The 17,121-nt window shown below is 47.8% G+C and carries 13 protein-coding genes; 8 read left to right on the top strand and 5 right to left on the bottom strand.

Annotated features, from left to right (window positions below):
* Positions 1-2: 2 nt before the first annotated feature.
* From FTX54_RS16060 to FTX54_RS16050, 3 genes are all read left to right on the top strand, one after another.
* Complete coding sequence (locus FTX54_RS16060; protein ID WP_147802650.1) at positions 3-359, top strand: response regulator transcription factor; 357 nt, start codon at positions 3-5, stop codon at positions 357-359.
* Positions 356-3,184, top strand: coding sequence for an ATP-binding protein (locus tag FTX54_RS16055; protein ID WP_147802651.1), 2,829 nt, complete (start codon positions 356-358; stop codon positions 3,182-3,184). The genes FTX54_RS16060 and FTX54_RS16055 overlap by 4 nt, the downstream gene beginning before the upstream one ends.
* Positions 3,185-3,344: 160 nt before the next feature.
* Positions 3,345-4,052, top strand: a complete 708-nt coding sequence (locus FTX54_RS16050) for a DUF429 domain-containing protein (RefSeq protein ID WP_147802652.1) — start codon at positions 3,345-3,347, stop codon at positions 4,050-4,052.
* A 23-nt stretch (positions 4,053-4,075) separates the two neighbouring features.
* On the opposite strand, the gene FTX54_RS16045 is transcribed toward FTX54_RS16050, so the two are convergent.
* Positions 4,076-4,828, bottom strand: a complete 753-nt coding sequence (locus FTX54_RS16045) for an SDR family NAD(P)-dependent oxidoreductase (protein ID WP_147802653.1) — start codon at positions 4,826-4,828, stop codon at positions 4,076-4,078.
* A 1,209-nt stretch (positions 4,829-6,037) separates the two neighbouring features.
* Here FTX54_RS16045 and FTX54_RS16040 point away from each other — a divergent pair.
* A complete protein-coding gene (locus FTX54_RS16040) occupies positions 6,038-7,252 on the top strand; it encodes an endo-1,4-beta-xylanase (protein ID WP_147802654.1) in 1,215 nt (404 codons plus the stop codon).
* 447 nt (positions 7,253-7,699) lie between these two features.
* Here FTX54_RS16040 and queF read toward each other — a convergent pair whose 3' ends face one another.
* On the bottom strand, positions 7,700-8,188 hold the full coding sequence (gene queF, locus FTX54_RS16035) for a preQ(1) synthase (RefSeq protein ID WP_147802655.1): 489 nt from the start codon (positions 8,186-8,188) through the stop codon (positions 7,700-7,702).
* 382 nt (positions 8,189-8,570) lie between these two features.
* Here queF and FTX54_RS16030 point away from each other — a divergent pair, with 382 nt between their 5' ends.
* A complete protein-coding gene (locus tag FTX54_RS16030; RefSeq protein ID WP_147802656.1) occupies positions 8,571-9,764 on the top strand; it encodes a class I SAM-dependent rRNA methyltransferase in 1,194 nt (397 codons plus the stop codon).
* 77 nt (positions 9,765-9,841) lie between these two features.
* Positions 9,842-11,482 (top strand): glutamine--tRNA ligase/YqeY domain fusion protein, encoded by a 1,641-nt coding sequence (locus FTX54_RS16025; protein WP_147802657.1) that lies wholly within the window; start codon positions 9,842-9,844, stop codon positions 11,480-11,482.
* Positions 11,483-11,838: 356 nt separating this feature from the next.
* On the opposite strand, the gene FTX54_RS16020 is transcribed toward FTX54_RS16025, so the two are convergent.
* The 3 genes from FTX54_RS16020 to FTX54_RS16010 all read right to left on the bottom strand — a co-directional run bounded on the left by FTX54_RS16020 (position 11,839) and on the right by FTX54_RS16010 (position 14,538).
* Positions 11,839-12,504, bottom strand: coding sequence for a type 1 glutamine amidotransferase domain-containing protein (locus tag FTX54_RS16020; protein WP_147802658.1), 666 nt, complete (start codon positions 12,502-12,504; stop codon positions 11,839-11,841).
* Between the two features lie 66 nt (positions 12,505-12,570).
* A complete protein-coding gene (locus FTX54_RS16015; RefSeq protein WP_147802659.1) occupies positions 12,571-13,254 on the bottom strand; it encodes an aspartate/glutamate racemase family protein in 684 nt (227 codons plus the stop codon).
* Between the two features lie 102 nt (positions 13,255-13,356).
* Positions 13,357-14,538, bottom strand: coding sequence for a M20 family metallopeptidase (locus FTX54_RS16010; protein ID WP_147802660.1), 1,182 nt, complete (start codon positions 14,536-14,538; stop codon positions 13,357-13,359).
* A 167-nt stretch (positions 14,539-14,705) separates the two neighbouring features.
* Here FTX54_RS16010 and FTX54_RS16005 point away from each other — a divergent pair, with 167 nt between their 5' ends.
* Together FTX54_RS16005 and FTX54_RS16000 are read left to right on the top strand one after the other, a co-directional pair.
* The gene (locus tag FTX54_RS16005) at positions 14,706-16,166 is read left to right on the top strand and encodes a circularly permuted type 2 ATP-grasp protein (protein WP_147802661.1); all 1,461 of its coding nucleotides are present in this window, start codon (positions 14,706-14,708) and stop codon (positions 16,164-16,166) included.
* Positions 16,159-17,109 carry an alpha-E domain-containing protein gene (locus FTX54_RS16000; protein WP_147802662.1) on the top strand — a complete coding sequence of 317 codons (951 nt, stop codon included), beginning with the start codon at positions 16,159-16,161 and terminating at the stop codon, positions 17,107-17,109. The genes FTX54_RS16005 and FTX54_RS16000 overlap by 8 nt, the downstream gene beginning before the upstream one ends.
* The last annotated feature ends 12 nt before the right edge of the window (positions 17,110-17,121 follow it).

Here is a 17,121-nt window from a genome sequence, read left to right as displayed (position 1 = left end):
GGATGAAACGTGTTTTAGTAGCAGATGATGAAGATATTTTAAGAATGTTAATTACGGATACCCTCGAAGATGCAGGATATGCGCTGGAGGAGGCGGAAGACGGGGAACAGACTTTCCAGCTTCTTCAGAAGAAAACGTATGATCTTGTTATTCTCGATTATATGATGCCCGGGAAAACCGGGCTTGAAGTACTGCAGTCGCTCCCGGAAGACGTGAAAAAAACAACGATCTTCATCATGCTTACAGCAAAAGCCCAGGAAAGTGATAAAAAGACGGCTCTTCAAGCAGGAGCAGCTTATTTTGTCGCCAAGCCTTTCAGTCCTGGAGAACTTGAGAGACTCGTAGGCGAAGTGATATGAAAAAGGAACAGGGCAGGAAAAGTCTCCGCTCCGGGTTTCTTTGGCAGGCAGCCCTTTTCATTACAACGGTCGTCATTGCCGGAGCTGCGTTTTTTACTTTCATCGGCTATGACCAGGGTCAGCATGATGATACTCACCAGACCCTCGTTCATAAAGTGCAAACAGCGGAAGAAGTAAAAGAAAGCCTGCAGCGTCTTTTTTATCACGCAAGGGCGTATTATGCTTATCAAAATGAAGCGGATCTTGAAGAAGCCGAACAAGATCTGGCAGGGCTGAATGCGGCACTGGAAGAATTCAGAGCTTTGGATCTTACAGCTGAAGAAAGAGCGTTTGCAGAAGAGCTGGCTGCTTTTTCCGCCGAATACGAGTCATCGATCCTTCCCGAAGCTTCAAATCTTGCGGAAGCCGGAGATTATGAAGGACTTCGTACATTTATGAACGAGGGAACGCTGGAAGATTCCGATACATTTTTTGAGCAGGCGGGAGTTATCCGGAACGAAGCATTTACAGAAATGCAGAATGAGTATAATGAAATCATTTCGCAGAGCAACAGAAATATCGTCCTCGTCATGGGGTTTGGTGCTCTCGTTTTTCTGGCGATGATCTTAGGTTCCCAGCGCCTGCTGCGAAAATTAATCGTTCCGATCGAGGAACTTACGACAGCGTCCGATGAACTGGCGGAAGGAAGAACCGTACATATTGACGCAGCGGACCGAAAAGATGAAATTGGAGCTCTAGGGAGTTCTTTCGTCCATATGTCTGCAGCGAGAAAAGAAAGTGAAGAAGCGTTAAAAGTCCGCAACAGGGAGCTTTCAGAACAGAGAGAAAAGCTGGAAAACTCCCTGGAGGAAGTCGAGCGGGAAAAAATAAAAATCGACCGCTACAGTCTTCTGAATCAGACGATGTCCACGAAATTGGACAAAACGGATTTTCTGACATCGATCTTTACGTATATTAATGAAATGTATCCATGCGATAAAAGCATGCTCGATATTCTTGACGAAGAGGATTACCGGGCCGACGGCCTGACACTGGAGACCATTGTACGCTGGAAAGAGGCGGATAAATCAGAACTGCTTCAGCGTCTTCGGAATCAGCCGCACGTCGTCGTAAAACGGGAAGCAGTGAACGGGGAAAAAGGCGTTGCTGAAGGCAGAGTTGATGCATTTGAGTATTATACGGTGATAAAAGATGGAAATGGGAACGCTATTGCTTTGTATTCATCGGTGAAAATCGGGAATCCTTATACAGCAGAAGAAATGGAGGAGATAGAAGCGGTGATGAGCCACGTCGGCCTCGGGCTTGAACGTGCGCTCGTGTATGAAGAGATCGCCCGCTCCCGTAAATTAAACCAGGATATTATGGATAACGTCAGCGAGGCGATTCAATTTGTTGATACAGAAGGCTCGACGATGCAGGTGAACCAGTCGATGTGCACGATGATGTTCTGCGGATCCTGGCAGAAGGAAAGTGTGCTCCCGAGAGAAACATGGGAAGAAGTGCTCCTAAGCAAAGTAAGCAGACCGGAAGAACTCCGCTCCTTTTTTGCAGGCTTTTTCGATGAGGCGTTTGAAGGAACTCTTTCCCAGCAGTACGAGCAGACGATCGATGGGAAACGCCACGTCATTACCGTGTATGGTACAACCGTTTACGATGAAGATGAAAAAAGCGGCACAGTCTTCGTTTACCGGGACATGACAAGGGAATATGAACTGGATCAAATGAAATCGGAACTTGTAAGCACCGTCAGTCATGAACTGCGGACCCCGCTTTCAAGCGTGCTCGGTTTTACAGAGCTTTTGTTAACGAAAGAACTGAAACCGGAAAGACAGAACCGGTATTTAACGACGATTCATAAAGAAGCCAAAAGGCTGACTACGCTCATTAATGACTTTTTGGATTTACAGCGCATGGAAGCGGGTACACAGTCCTATCAGATGGAACATGTACAAATGAACGAACTGGCTATGGAAGTTATTTATCAGTTTAAGCACGAAAAAAACCATCATCTGTCCCTGATTGATGAAGCCCTAGAGTCCGGGATGAAAGCGGACCGTGACCGGCTGTATCAGGTGCTGACCAATCTCGTAAGCAATGCCGTTAAATTCTCGCCGGGAGGAGGCGAAGTCACCCTTCACCTCCGTAACGAAAAGGAAAGTTTAATATTAGCGGTAGAGGATGAAGGGCTGGGCATCCCTGCAGATGCTGTGAATACACTCTTTAATAAATTCCAGCGGATTGATGACGGAGGCCACCGAAACATCGGAGGAACCGGTCTCGGACTTGCTATCAGCCGGGAAATTATCGAAAGGCATGGAGGGCAGATATGGGTGGAATCGGAAGCTGGCAGAGGATCCATCTTTTATATAAGCATGCCCGTCTACCGTTCGGTTACCGAGGTGAACCAGGGAATTTCTCCAGGCGGTGATGCCGTCATGATCGTAGAAGACGATTCCAGTCTCGCTCTGCTTTTGTCCGAGGAACTGAAATCCAGCGGCTTTAAAACGATTCACCATTTTCATCCGGAGCGTGCCTATGAAGACATTCTCCGTACGAAGCCTGCTGCGGTCGTCATTGATCTCATGCTGGGGGAAGCCGGAAATGGATGGTCGCTTGTACACCGCTTAAAAGAAAACGAGACAACTAAAGACCTTCCGATCATCATCTCTTCCGCCCTGGACCGCCCGGATGAAAAAATGAAGCGGTACGGCATCGATCAGTATTTAACGAAGCCTTACCCGCCTCAGGCTCTTTCAGAAACACTGCTGAGTTTTGTACAGAGCACAGAAGCCTCCAAAGGATACGTCCTGTTTCCACAGGATTGATGGAGACGGAGCAGGCTGGAAGCTGAAGGTCTCCTCCACGACAGAGCTGGAGCGGATTTTCCTGTATTAATTAACAACGAATGCTTTCACATCGCTTTTGAAAAAGGTTCATGAAACCAGTTGGAAAAACTTGTTCAGGAAGAAGAAAGAAGGTGGGGAAATGAATGCAGCCGGTATTGATGGGTGTCCGGGGGGATGGGTCGCTGCCAGAGCAGAAAACGGCCGTGTCTATTCTATAGATCTGGTTCCTCATTTACACGGATTAAAGACAGGTTACGGGGAGGAAATATGGATTGATATGCCGATCGGACTTCCGTCTGCCTCCGCCTATCCCAGAAAAGCGGAAAGAGAGGCAAGGAAACTGCTGAAACCCCGGGCCTCGAGCGTGTTTACAGTTCCATGCCGGGAAGTGCTTCATACAGAAGGCTATCGGGAAGCAAACAGGCTGCACCGGGAACTCACCGGCCAGGGGATATCCAGGCAGTCGTGGTATTTATTTTCGAAAATCAAAGAAGCAGAAGTGCTCGCCAATCGTATGAATCAAACGATGATCCGCGAAGCACATCCGGAGCTTGTATTTTACGGTCTTTCGGGAAAAACGATGAAGCACAGCAAAAAGAAAGCAGCAGGGATGGGGGAAAGACTGGACGTCTTAAAAGCTTATTTCCCGGATGCTGAAAAACAATATGAAGCGGCTGCTGGACGGTGGCTTCGCAAAGAAGCAGCAAAAGATGACATCATCGACGCTATGGGGCTTGCTGTTGCCGCCACGCATCCGGATCTGCAGCGAAAAACCGTTCTCCCGGAAGACGAACCTGACGAAACCGGACTGGGAATGAATATAAGCTACTCCATCAGGAAAGTGTAAGAGTAGTTCCTTTTGCACAGCGGCTATTTCAATGAATATCCGCCGTCAACGACAAGTTCGGTGCCGATAATATAGGACGCGGCGTCCGAAGCAAGAAAGCGCACGGTATTAGCGATTTCTTCCGGATGCGCATAATAGCCGCGGGGAGATTCTTTAGACGACTTTTCCAAGGCTTCTTCGCTCCCGTAAGCCTTGATGGAAAGCGCCGTTTTCGTCGGGCCCGGGGAAATGCAGTTCACGCGTATTCCCTGCCTGGCAAAGCGGAGCGCCGTACTTTTTGTCATCGCTACGATTGCTGCTTTCGTACCGCTGTAAGCCGGAAGCATTGGATTAACTTTATCGTTTCCGAGGATGGCGGCATTATTTATAATAGCTCCGGACTTCTGTTTCTGCATAGCCTGAAGCGTATGCTTCATGTAAAGAAAAACAGACGTCTGGTTCGTCGCAATCAGTGTATGCCAATCCTCCTCTTTCACCCGCGCGAGCGGACCGCTGCCAATGGAGAGAACGCCGGAATTGTTAAACAGCACGTCAATTTGCGATTCCTCCTTGAGCAGCTTTTCGAAAAAACTGCTGATTTGATCCGGATCTGTATTGTCGACCTGGTGGAAGTGAGCATACCCGTCTGCTTCTTTCTCAACTTCTCTGCCTTTCTCCTCTCTCCTTCCCGTAAAATGTACACGTGCGCCTCTTGCCGCAAACTGTTTCACCGTTTCGGCACCAATTCCTGATGTACCTCCGTTAACGACAACCACTTTTCCTTCAAAATTCTCCATAAAAAATCCCTCTTTTCTATTTGTTTAACCTTTGTATAATATATTCACCGATTTTTGTACAACGAAACCTGTTTTAAAAAGTTTCTCTGAAGGAGGTATAAAATACTGGTTTATTGAGGATATCCGAAATAAACGTTGGCTTCCGGAAGATACTCTGACAGAAGTGTTGAAATAGCTGCAAACAAGCCCGCGGTAAGCTTCCGCCGGTGACCGCAGGAAAAGATAAGAATAAAAGAATAAATATACTTCACCCTCTACTTAATCAACACGCTTAGGCTGTACTTATTGCAGCAGAGGTTTTTAAAGCTGCCACTTTCCTTCTTCTACAGGCGTCCACCTGTTTCCGCTTCGATTTATTTTCCCGACACAGTAAGCCCGCTGATTGAATCAAGAAGGTACAAAGGGAGAAACCAGTGCGAAGGCGATATTTCAAGACGCCTGCGGAAAGAAAGCGGGAAGACCCTCCCGGACGTCAGGAAATCCGCATGCTTTCTCCGCGGCAGGCGGAAAGAAGGATGTTCAGAATGGCCTTCCTTATTAGAGGAAGATCATGCTCTGTCTTTTTTAACGTAAGCTGTAGAGGACATGGGGCGACTCCTGGGCGAATAAGGACGAGACGAAGATCCATCCCGCACGACCGCAGGGAGGAAGGGATTAGCTGAGCCCGGCCCGCCCGGAAAGCGTCCCCATGGGAACGAAAGCGCACGTTCATCGCTTCAATACTTTTTTTTCAAGGCAGCCTTTTTCAAAGAAAGAAAAGTACTTCTTTTTTCCATGAAAAATCTATTTATTCATTAAAAACAGAGGTCAAAACGATTTTTCAAGAGGACCGTGGCATGCAGAACAGCTGCAGACCTTCCAAAAGCAACATAGAGCGTTTAACTGGCTTTCATTAACATAGTTCATTGAATAAATGATTGGAAGTGAGTTACTGGACAATGAAAAATATTTGTGAGTCTATAGAACTAAATAAACAATTCTTTAAGGACTTTAAAATCAAAAATACAATAATAATGGTATAGATAATTCGATACTTTTCTATTCGATTCAAAATACTTTGTTTATTCAGTATACTATTTAGAGAGTATGATATATAGTGAATTTATGAAAGCCCTTACAAAAAGAATGATTTAATTTCAAACGAAGGAGGCAGGTCTTGCGGCTTTCCACAAGAAGTTCCAAAAATCCAAATGTAAAGGGGAATGTTACATGCTTAGAGCATTAAGAAAACCTATCGCAGCAGGATTGACGTTGTCTTTATTAGTATCTATCGGCGGGGGGACTGCATTTGCTCAAGGGCCCGGAAACGGTGGGGCTCCAAAGGATGGAGTATTTGGAGAAGGACAAAAGGGAAATGGGAATGTAGATCCATTTGCATGGCAGGTAGCCTCACTTGCAGACAGATATGATGATTCGTTTGATGTTGGTGCAGCCGTAGAACCTCACCAGCTGGAAGGACGTAAAGGGAAAATTCTTAAGCATCACTACAACAGTCTGGTAGCGGAAAATGCGATGAAACCAATATCGCTGCAGCCGGAAGAGGGAGAATGGGACTGGGAAGGCGCGGATGCGATTGCAGATTTTGCCCGCGAAAATGATATGGAACTCCGTTTTCATACCCTTTTATGGCACAATCAGGTTCCTGACTGGTTCTTTATTGATGAAGATGGAAATCAGATGGTGAACGAAGAGGATCCTCAGAAGCGTGAAGAAAATAAAGAACTGCTGCTGGAACGCCTGGAAACTCACATTAAAACGGTAGTAGAGCGATATAAAGATGTTGTAACTTCATGGGACGTGGTCAATGAAGTAATCGATGACGGTTCTCCAAACGAGCGGGGACTTCGTGAAACTGTCTGGTATCAAATTACAGGAGATGAATATATTCGTACCGCATTTGAAACAGCGAGAGAGTACGCTGGTGAAGATGCAATGCTTTATATTAACGATTACAATACAGAAGTAACCCCAAAGAGAACTAACTTATTCAACCTGGTAGAAGAGCTCGTAAATGACGGTGTGCCAATTGATGGTGTTGGTCACCAGGCGCACATTCAAATCGGATGGCCTTCTCTAAGTGATATGAAAACTTCCTTTGATATGTTCAGCGAACTGGGCTTGGATAACCAGGTAACGGAGCTGGATGTCAGTCTTTACGGATATCCGCCGGATAATGCCTATGAAACTTATGATGATATTCCTGAGCAGGACCTGTTGAATCAGGCAGACCGCTACGATGATATTTTTGAGTTGTACGAGGAGCTTGGCGATGACCTCAGCAGTGTAACTTTCTGGGGTATTGCAGACAACCATACTTGGCTCGACGATCGAGCTGTCGAATTCAGCGGCTCCGGTATTGATGCACCGTTTGTATTTGATGAGAATTACCGGGTGAAGCCTGCTTTCTGGTCTATTATCGACTGAAACAGATGTTCTGAATTACAAAAATATGGATAACATTAAAGCCGCTGAGGTTTATCAGCGGCTTTTCAAGTGTTCCTTATAAGTAAAGAAGTCTTTTATTCGTACTTTATCCCCCAGCGCTTATTGTCAATGGGGTACCCGCCTGCCCCTTCGGAAAAAAGAGGAGGTTTCTGGAAACAAGGTAATGTGTTTTTTTCTATCAAAATCTTCTTGTTTTAAAATGACCGCAGGGGAAGACGGCGGCTCCCGGAGGATTGAAGAGAGGTATGAAAATCCCATTTCATGAAATTCAGCTGAAGGCAAGGCCTCGCAAAGGCGTCCGCCTGCAGCCGGAGGCCATCTGCCTTATTCGGTGTTTACAGGAGCAACTTCTATTATAAAATTGATTCTATCGAATAAAGATATAGAAATAAATGTTTTTTCAACAAACTTAAACGTACCTTTTCGTTATCGGTGATCTATCTTCTCAGGGTACAAGTCGTGGTTCATAAGCCGGTGTTCGGCCATTTTTTCGTATTTCGTTCCCTTTTTTCCATAGTTGACATACGGATCGATGGAAATTCCCCCGCGCGGAGTGAATTTTCCCCACACTTCGATATAGCGCGGATCCATTAAATCGACGAGGTCGTTTAAAATGTTGTTCATGCAGTCTTCGTGAAAATCTCCGTGGTTGCGGAAGCTGAAAAGATAAAGCTTCAATGATTTACTTTCGACCATTTTCTCGTCGGGAATATAGCTGATATAGATTGTGGCAAAGTCGGGCTGTCCGGTTTTCGGACACAGACTGGTGAATTCAGGACAGTTAAATTTAACAAAATAATCCCGGTTTGGATGCCGGTTTTCAAAAGACTCAAGAATGGACGGGTCGTAATCCATCTTATATTCAACATTCATATTACCGAGCAGGTTTACTTCTTCTTCACGGTTATGCGCCATGGTTATCTTTCCTTTCTATAATAAAACTTCGCTTTCTATGTTACCGTGAACGAGTATATTTTGCCAGTAGTCCACGGTCTGTTCCATCCGGCCTCAACCCTCCCTGGGAAGAGCCTGCGGGGCCGGGTGAAGTTGCATTATCCCGGGTATTATGATAATTTTAAGAGAGTGACCAACTGAAGGAGATGACGCGACATGATACCATTAATTCGCGTACAATTTCAACTACAGAGATAGCTGTGTCTTTACCACGGTACATAACGGTGATCAAAGGGAGAGCTTATTTCACATGCAGCCGCAATGATGAATCAACATACGTTGGGATCGATGCGGTTTTTTTGTGTCTAATTCTGTTTCAGCTTTAAAAAGGGAGGATAACCCAATGGAAGAGACAACGCTTAAGATCAAACAAAAGTATTCAAGAAACTACGTAGCAGGCTATCCGCTCCTTATGGAGGAAACGATTGCGAACCCAGAGGTTCTCACGACAGAAGGAGAACCGCTTGAAATTGTTATGGAAGATGGAACGTTCATCGGCAAAGGCTACTACGGGGCTCAGAACAAAGGTCTCGGCTGGATTTTAACTCATAAAAAAACGGATCAGATCAACGGGCAGCTTTTTGAGAAAAAACTGACTGTTGCTCTCGGCAGACGCAGTTTTCTATTTGAAGACGAAAGCACCACCGCTTTCCGGATCGTTAACGGAGAAGGAGATGGTCTCGGAGGATTAATCATCGACTATTATGACGGCTATTACCTTCTGCAGTGGTACAGTGCCGGCATTTACACTTTCAAAGATATCATTGTCTCCTGGATCATGCAGAACACCGATGCAAAAGGCATTTATGAGAAAAAGCGCTTTTCCAGCGAAGGCCATTACGTGGCGGACGAGGATTTTGTCACGGGAGAGCGTGCCGAGTTCCCTTTGTTAGTTAAAGAAAACGATGTGATCTTTGCAACTTACCTGAACGACGGAGCTATGACAGGGGTCTTTCTTGATCAGCGGGAAGTAAGAAAAACGCTTCGTGACAAGTATGCAGAGGGGAAGACGGTACTGAATACGTTCTCCTACACCGGAGCTTTCTCGATTTTTGCAGCACTCGGAGGCGCCGCATCGACTACGAGTATTGACGTGGCCAACCGCAGCCGCGAAAAAACCGAAGAGCAGTTCAAATTAAACGACATTGACCCTGACAAAAATAAAATCATTGTAGACGACGTTTTTTCCTACTATAAACGGGCCGCTAAACTCGGGGAAAGCTATGATATTGTGATTCTCGATCCTCCGAGCTTTGCGAGAACAAAAAAGAGGATTTTCCGCGCAGCCAAAGACTATTCGGCACTTCTGAAAGAAACGATTCCAATTACGAATAAAGGCGGAACGATTATTGCTTCAACCAATCATGCCGGATTATCACAAAAGAAATTCCGGACGTTTATTGAGCAGGCTTTTGAAGAAACTGGAGACAAATACAAAATTCAGGAGTCCTTTTCGCTTCCGAAAGATTTCCGGACGCATCCGTCGTTTCCCGACGGGGATTACCTGAAAGTCTACTTCATTCAAAAATTGACTTAGGTTGAAAGCAGTACGGGGAACAGGATTCAGACTAAGAGGCAGAATAGAATAATTCAAATGGGGAAAGGTGAAGCGATATGAGCGAAAACCACACACACTTTATAAAACACATTGTAGCGAAAGATATAGAAGCGGGCAGCTACGAGCAGATCGTCACACGCTTTCCGCCTGAGCCGAACGGGTATCTTCATATCGGCCATGCTAAATCGATTGTCCTGAATTTCGAGCTGGCGGATGAATTCGGCGGCCGTACAAACCTCCGATTCGATGATACGAACCCATTAAAAGAAGATAAGGAATATGTGGAAGCTATCCGCGAAGACCTCGAATGGCTTGGATACGAGCCGGAGGAAGTCCGCTATGCGTCCAGCTACTTTGAAGAAATGTATAAGCAGGCCGTCAAGCTTATCGAAAACGGTCTCGCTTATGTAGAGGACCTGTCCCAGGAAGAAATCCGCCGCATGCGCGGAAGCCTGACGGAAGCCGGTGAAGAGAGTCCTTCCCGCTCAAGAAGTGTGGAAGAAAACCTTGAGCTGTTTGAGCGCATGCGCAAGGGAGAATTTTCCGACGGAGAAAAAGTGCTGCGTGCAAAGATTGATATGAGCTCACCGAACATCAATCTCCGCGATCCGGTGATCTACCGAATTTCGCACACCGAACACCATAATACAGGAAATACATGGTGCATTTACCCGATGTACTCCTTCGCTCATCCATTGGAGGATGCTATCGAAGGCGTGACTCACTCTATCTGCACACTGGAATTCGAAGACCAGCGCCCTCTGTATGACTGGGTCGTAGCCAATGCAGATCTATCCGCGGAGCCGAAGCAGATCGAATTTGCCCGGCTTAACCTGACGAATACAGTGATGAGCAAGCGTAAACTAAAGCAGCTTGTCGACGAAAATTTCGTGGACGGCTGGGATGATCCGCGTATGCCGACGATTTCCGGTCTGCGCCGCCGCGGATTTACTCCGGAGTCCATTAAACAGTTCTGCCGGGAAATCGGCGTAGCCAAAGCAGATAATCTCGTGGACTACCGCATGCTCGAACATTTTCTGCGGGAAGACCTGAAGATGGAGGCGCCGCGTACAATGGCGGTTCTAGATCCACTCAAAGTCGTCATTACGAACTATCCGGAAGGCCATGTCGAGTGGCTGCCGGCAGATATTAATCCGGAGAACGAAGAGATGGGAATGCGCGAAATTCCTTTCTCCCGTGAAATTTACATCGAGCGGGAAGACTTCATGGAAGATCCACCGAAAAAATATTTCCGCCTTTATCCTGGAAACGAAGTGCGTATCAAGCATGCGTATTTCCTGAAGTGCCACGATTTCGTGAAGGATGAAAACGGCGAAATAACAGAAATTCACTGCACGTACGATCCGGAAACGAAAAGCGGCTCCGGATTTACCGGCCGTAAAGTAAAAGGAACGCTTCACTATGTGGAAGCTTCCAAAGCGGTTCCGGCAGAGTTCCGGCTTTATGATTCGCTGATTGATGACGACGTGGAAGGCGGCGATTTCATGGAACACGTCAACGCTGATTCCCTTCGCGTGCAGCACGGATTTGTGGAGCCGAATATGAAGAAAGTGCAGCCGCACGATAAGTTCCAATTTTTCCGCCACGGCTACTTCAACGTGGATCCAAAAGACAGCTCCGCAGAAAAGCTTGTTTTTAACCGTGTCGTCGGTCTGAAAAGTTCTTTTAAATTATAACTGCATGTGACGTGATGAGCCGCCCTCCGAGATGGATGGGCGGCTTTTTTGCGGTTGAGGGGCGGAATGCGGAAGTTTGCGGACAGGACTAGGATTTAGGACGGCGGAATTAGTATGGAGCGGCAGGCGGCGATATACAGGCGGAGGAATTAAAAGAACTTCGGCCTGAATTAACAGAACCTCCGCCCCAATTAACAGAACCGCCCCGCAGTTTTCGTCCCATCCACCATCCTCAGCCGCAATCAATCCTCAAAAAAAGCCTCCATGACAACAAATGTCACAGAGGCTTTCTCTATTGGTCTATCATCCGGCCAGCTCCGAAACATACGCTCGGAACTCCTGGAGAAAATTTCTGCTTATCTGCCTTCGACAGCGTCGACGACTTTATCAGCTGCACTCTGGCTGGACATTGGATTCTGGCCGGTCACGAGGTTGCCGTCACGGACAGAGTAGTCGGACCAGTTGTCACCGCTTGTGAAATCAGCGCCTTTTTCCCGCAGAGTGGATTCAAGCAGGAATGGGACGGCGCTTTCGAGCTTCATATCCTTCTCTTCGGCATCCGTAAAGGCACTTACTTTTTTGCCTTTTACGAGCGGAGTACCGTCAGAATACGTCACGTGTACAAACGCGGAAGGACCGTGGCAGACAGAGCCGATGACTTTGTCCTGCTCGCCGTGTTCGCGGAGAACGCTCTGAAGCAGCAGGTTATCCGGGAAGTCAAAGACTGTGCCGTGGCCACCTGGTAAAAAGACAGCGTCGTAGCCGGCTTTCACATCTTCTTCAGATAATTTCTCTGTATTCGTGAGTTTAGCCTGAGCTTCCTGCCATTCCAGGTTTTCTTCTTCCGGAAGACTGTTTGGATCGAGGGGAACCTGTCCGCCCTCAATGCTCTTCACGATAACGTCATATCCCTGACGGACGAACGTAACGTAGGGAGCAGCGTACTCCTCAAGCCATAGTCCTGTATCATTTCCTGCAATTTTATCTGCGCTGGTTACCACCATTAATACTTTCTTACTCATGTGTGAAACCTCCTTCAATTTTCGAACATGTTCTACAAGATGGGAGATTCCCGTTTCCGCTTTTGCCTAAACATCCCCGAACATAAACGACGAAAGCAGACGCACATGAGCTTCGGTGGAATCAATTACCGGCAGCGGGATCTGCCGGGGCGGCAGCAGCATGGAAAGCTCCGTACAGCCGAGGATAAGCGCGTCTGCATCTGCCGCTTCAACAATAGCTGCAGCCCGCTTTTTTGCTTCTTCGGTTACCCTGCCGCGGCAGAGGTCCTGAAAAATAACGTCGTTCAGGAATCGCTGGTCCCCCGCTTTCGGAATACAGGGTTTCATTCCCATCGAGGTAAGCGGGTCCGCGTACAGCCGGGACTGCATCGTATACGCTGTACCGAGTACGAGCGGACGGGCAGTCTCTTTGGGAATTTCCGACGTGACGGCATCGATAATCGAAAGAAAAGGCACGCGGAGAGGACGGACGGCCTCTGCCGCAGCAAGGTGAACGGTGTTTGAACAAAACGCTACGGCCTCCGCTCCGCCTCTTTCCAGAGACAGGGAGGCATCCTGAAGAATTTTCGTTACTCCTTCCCAGTCACCATCTTCCTGCCGGGAGGAAATTTCGTGAAAGTCAAGCGAATGGAGGAGGCAGGAAGCGGAGTGGCCTTCGCCGAGACGCTTCTGTGCCTGCAGGTTCAACCCTTCATAATAAGCCGCGGATGACTCCCAGCTCATGCCGCCGACAAGTCCGATCATACGCATAGGCACTTCTCCTTTCAGACTGGTTCTCTTAAAACCGGGACTGCAGTAGCTTTGTTAATGTGCGCTTCCTTGCTGAATTTCAGAGTGGTCTTCGAAAATAAGTCAGCGGGCGGGGGACAGCTGCCCGAGAAATTCCTGCTTTATTTTTTCGCGGACCGATTCATTGGCAGCAATTTCGATACCCGTGAAAGCAAGGGCTTTTGCTCCGAGCATCATTCCTTCAAATCCCTCGTCACTCAGGGCAGCATCCCGGAACTCCACAGTATGAGGGGAGAGGGGAAGGTGGGTAATCCTGACGTATGGATGAATGGAAGGACAGCGCTGGCTGACGTTCCCCATATCGAGGGAACCCCCGCCGTTTTCTTCTTCAAAAATCTCCTCCGGTTTGATGCCGAGCGTATGAAGCTGTTTTGTAAATACAGCGGAAAGAGCTTCATTTGTCTGCATGTCATCGTAGGAATACTCGTAGTTCTGAATCTCAAGACGGGCCCCGGTAGCGAGAGCTGCTGCCCTTGCACAGTTTTTCACCTTTTCCGTTACCGGATTGACGGTTTTTCTCGTTTCAGCCCGCACGTAAAAGCGGGCGGTTGCATAGTCAGGAACGACGTTCGCGGCCGTGCCGCCTTCGGGAATAATCCCGTGAATACGCACATCCTCTGTAACGTGCTGGCGGAGCGCATTGATTCCGTTGAACGTCTGCAGGACGGCGTCGAGGGCGTTGACCCCTTCTTCAGGCGCTGCGGCGGCGTGGGCGGTTTTTCCATAGAAGGAAAACTCAATCGCATCCATTGCAAGTGACGTGCCGCTCTTAACGTAGTCGGAAGAAGGATGAGCCATCAAGGCCGCGTCAAGATGATAAAACATGCCGGACTCGGCCATCGTCACTTTTGCCCCATTCGTCTCTTCGGCGGGGGTCCCGTATACATAAACGGTACCTCCGGAGTCTTGCAGTGCTTCGGCACAACCAATCGCAGCTGCTGCACTCTGCGTGCCGATCAAATTATGCCCGCACGCATGTCCGATTTCGGGAAGGGCATCATACTCACACATGAAACCAATTTGAGCGCCCGGCTTTCCGGAACTCTTTTTAGCAGTAAAGGCCGTCGCGGGCTGTCCGGGAAGCGGCTGCTCGATTTCAAATCCATGCTCCTTCAGCAATTCGGTAAGTTTTTGGGAGGAGTGGTGTTCTTCATTTCCCAGCTCCGGGTGGCGGCCGATAAACTGGCTCACCTCGTAAAACTTCTCCCGGAGAGAATCGATTTTTTCTTCTGCCTTTTTCTGCATGTCTCCTGCACTCCCCTTCGCTGCATTTCTCGTATATAAATTTACTTTAACGCAACCGGTACGTGGATACAACTTGTCGGAACGAACAGTAGGATAGTTTCCAAAAAAAGTGTATAATGAACACTAGTAAGAAAATTCGAAAATTTTACAGAAAAGAGGCGATGTCCGTGCTTCAGAATTATCCCGCTTCATCTTTTTATGATGAAATGATGGCGGATGCGGAAAGTACGCGTCCCCACTACGAAAAATTTCACCGTATTTTACAGCAGATGACGGAAGAAGAGCTGCACGAAAAGCACGAAACAGCTCAGCTTAATTTTCTGCGGCAGGGAATAACGTTTACCGTTTACCATAAAGACGGCGGCACCGAGCGTACGATGCCTTTCGATCTCGTTCCGATTATCATTCCTCCCGACCAGTGGGAGACCATTGAAAGAGGAGCCAAGCAGCGGGTAAGGGCGCTGAATCATTTTCTGGAAGATGTTTATAATGGAAAAAAGATATTGGAAGACGGGATTATCCCCCGTGAATTTGTAGAAAACAATCAGTATTATTTTGAGCAGCAGGCAGGCGGTCTTTCACTTCCGCACAAAAATCACATTTACCTGGCGGGAATCGACCTTATCCGCGATAACGAAGGAACGTACCGCGTTCTCGAAGATAACCTCCGTAATCCATCCGGTATGTCCTACGTTTTCCAGAACCGCTTCGTAATGAGGAAAGTATTTCCGGAATTTTTCTTCGAGCACGACATCTGTACGCTGGAACACCAGATGTCCCATCTTCATCAGGCGCTGCTCAGCCACGTGCCGGAAAACTCAAAAAATCCGCAGGCGCCGACAGCGGTGCTGCAGACTCCGGGAATGTATAATTCTGCCTATTATGACCACGTCTTTTTAGCGCAGCAGATGGGCATCGAATTGATCGAAGGCCAGGATCTGCTCATTAAAGATCACGTCGTTTACATGAAAACGGTCCGCGGGCTGCAGCGGGTCGATATTATTTACCGGCGCATCGATGATGAGTTCCTTGATCCTAAGGAGTTCCGCGAAGATTCTGCATTGGGAGTGCCGGGCCTCGTGGAGGCATGCCGGCGCGGAAATGTTTCTATTGTAAACAGCGTCGGAAACGGGGTGGCGGACGATAAAGCCGTTTATGCGTTTGTGCCGGACATGATCCGCTATTATTTAGAGGAGGAGCCGATCCTTCCAAACGTGGACACTTATTTTCTCCGTGACGAAAAAACGCGGGAGGACGTACTTTCCCGTCTGCCGGAGCTCGTCATTAAAAATGTCGGGGCGTCCGGGGGATACGATATGCTTATCGGTCCGCAGGCCTCTCCGGAGGAAATTGAACGGTTCCGCAAAAAAATTCAGGAAACCCCGGAACAGTATATCGCCCAGCCGACAATTCAGCTTTCAAGAGCACCTGCTTTTCAGGAGCAGCGCTTTTATCCGTGCCACGTCGACCTGCGCGTCTATGCCGTTGGAAGCGATGATGTGCATGTATTGCCGGGGGGACTTTCCCGGGTTGCCTTAAAAGAAGGATCGCTCGTCGTCAACTCCTCTCAGGGCGGGGGCGGAAAAGATACGTGGGTACTTAGAAAAGGGGGTTCTGAACATGCTTAGCCGGGTAGCATCAAGTTTATTTTGGATGGCCCGGAACGTGGAACGGGCAGAAAGCAATGCGCGTGTACTGGAATCCCGGCTTATCAATGCGCTGGAGACGTCCGAGTATGGAGCGGTGGCTGTCAGTGACTGGGAAACGGTACTGGATATCTGTGCGTCGACAGAGGAGTACCGTACGATGTATGATGCATGTGAACCAAAAGATATCGCCTATTATATTTCGTTTCACCGCTACAACATCAATTCCATTTTGAACTGCATGGAAAATGCGAGAAATAATGCTCGCTCGATCCGTGATATTATCCCCGAGGAGCTGTGGGAAACACTGAACGCCCACTACTTGACGATGCAGGATGAAGATTACAAAACGTGGTCGATCCGCCGGGTGCACAGATTTCTCCAGGAGATTAAGACGTTCTCCTACACAATGCAGGGAATTGTCGAGTCCTGCATGCTGCGCGAAGAAGCCTATCACTTCATTAAAATCGGCAAATGGCTGGAGCGCGCGGAGAAAACGTCGCGCGTGCTGAACGTCGTCTGCGAAAAAACGAAAGAAGCCGAAGAATTGACGCAGACGAGCCACTATTACTACTGGCTGAGCGCCCTGCAGTTTTTGAACGGGCACGATGCGTATTTAAAACGGTTTCCGCCGACGATGGAACCTTCCCAGGTTCTCTCGTTTCTCATTTCCTACGAACAGTTTCCGCGTTCGATTGAATATTGTATGGAGCACGTACGGGAGGGAGTCATGAAACTGGAAGACGGGAAAGTTTCCCACTACTCGGAAGAATTGTTCAACGCACTTGATCATGTAACAAATGAATTTATGAAAATTAAATTTCAAAAAATATCGACGGAAGAAATCGGGCCTTTCCTGGACAGGTTTCAGAATGACTGCAACCGCATCAGTTACCTGTTTGCAGGAACCTACTATTTCGTATGATAAATTTCTTTA

The organism is Alkalicoccus halolimnae, from assembly GCF_008014775.2.
GTDB classification, from domain to species: Bacteria; Bacillota; Bacilli; order Bacillales; family Salisediminibacteriaceae; genus Alkalicoccus; species Alkalicoccus halolimnae.
Note: the sequence above shows the minus strand (reverse complement) of the source record. Positions and strands in the feature narration are given on the sequence as shown.

What these genes read in the sequence shown, in the direction of transcription:
- FTX54_RS16030 (WP_147802656.1), top strand. Translation starts at nt 8,571, where the DNA reads ATGGAAGAGACAACGCTTAAGATCAAACAAAAGTATTCAAGAAACTAC.
- FTX54_RS16045 (WP_147802653.1), bottom strand. Translation starts at nt 4,828, where the DNA reads ATGGAGAATTTTGAAGGAAAAGTGGTTGTCGTTAACGGAGGTACATCA.
- queF (WP_147802655.1), bottom strand. Translation starts at nt 8,188, where the DNA reads ATGGCGCATAACCGTGAAGAAGAAGTAAACCTGCTCGGTAATATGAAT.
- FTX54_RS16050 (WP_147802652.1), top strand. Translation starts at nt 3,345, where the DNA reads ATGAATGCAGCCGGTATTGATGGGTGTCCGGGGGGATGGGTCGCTGCC.
- FTX54_RS16025 (WP_147802657.1), top strand. Translation starts at nt 9,842, where the DNA reads ATGAGCGAAAACCACACACACTTTATAAAACACATTGTAGCGAAAGAT.
- FTX54_RS16055 (WP_147802651.1), top strand. Translation starts at nt 356, where the DNA reads ATGAAAAAGGAACAGGGCAGGAAAAGTCTCCGCTCCGGGTTTCTTTGG.
- FTX54_RS16000 (WP_147802662.1), top strand. Translation starts at nt 16,159, where the DNA reads ATGCTTAGCCGGGTAGCATCAAGTTTATTTTGGATGGCCCGGAACGTG.
- FTX54_RS16015 (WP_147802659.1), bottom strand. Translation starts at nt 13,254, where the DNA reads ATGCGTATGATCGGACTTGTCGGCGGCATGAGCTGGGAGTCATCCGCG.
- FTX54_RS16060 (WP_147802650.1), top strand. Translation starts at nt 3, where the DNA reads ATGAAACGTGTTTTAGTAGCAGATGATGAAGATATTTTAAGAATGTTA.
- FTX54_RS16020 (WP_147802658.1), bottom strand. Translation starts at nt 12,504, where the DNA reads ATGAGTAAGAAAGTATTAATGGTGGTAACCAGCGCAGATAAAATTGCA.
- FTX54_RS16040 (WP_147802654.1), top strand. Translation starts at nt 6,038, where the DNA reads ATGCTTAGAGCATTAAGAAAACCTATCGCAGCAGGATTGACGTTGTCT.
- FTX54_RS16010 (WP_147802660.1), bottom strand. Translation starts at nt 14,538, where the DNA reads ATGCAGAAAAAGGCAGAAGAAAAAATCGATTCTCTCCGGGAGAAGTTT.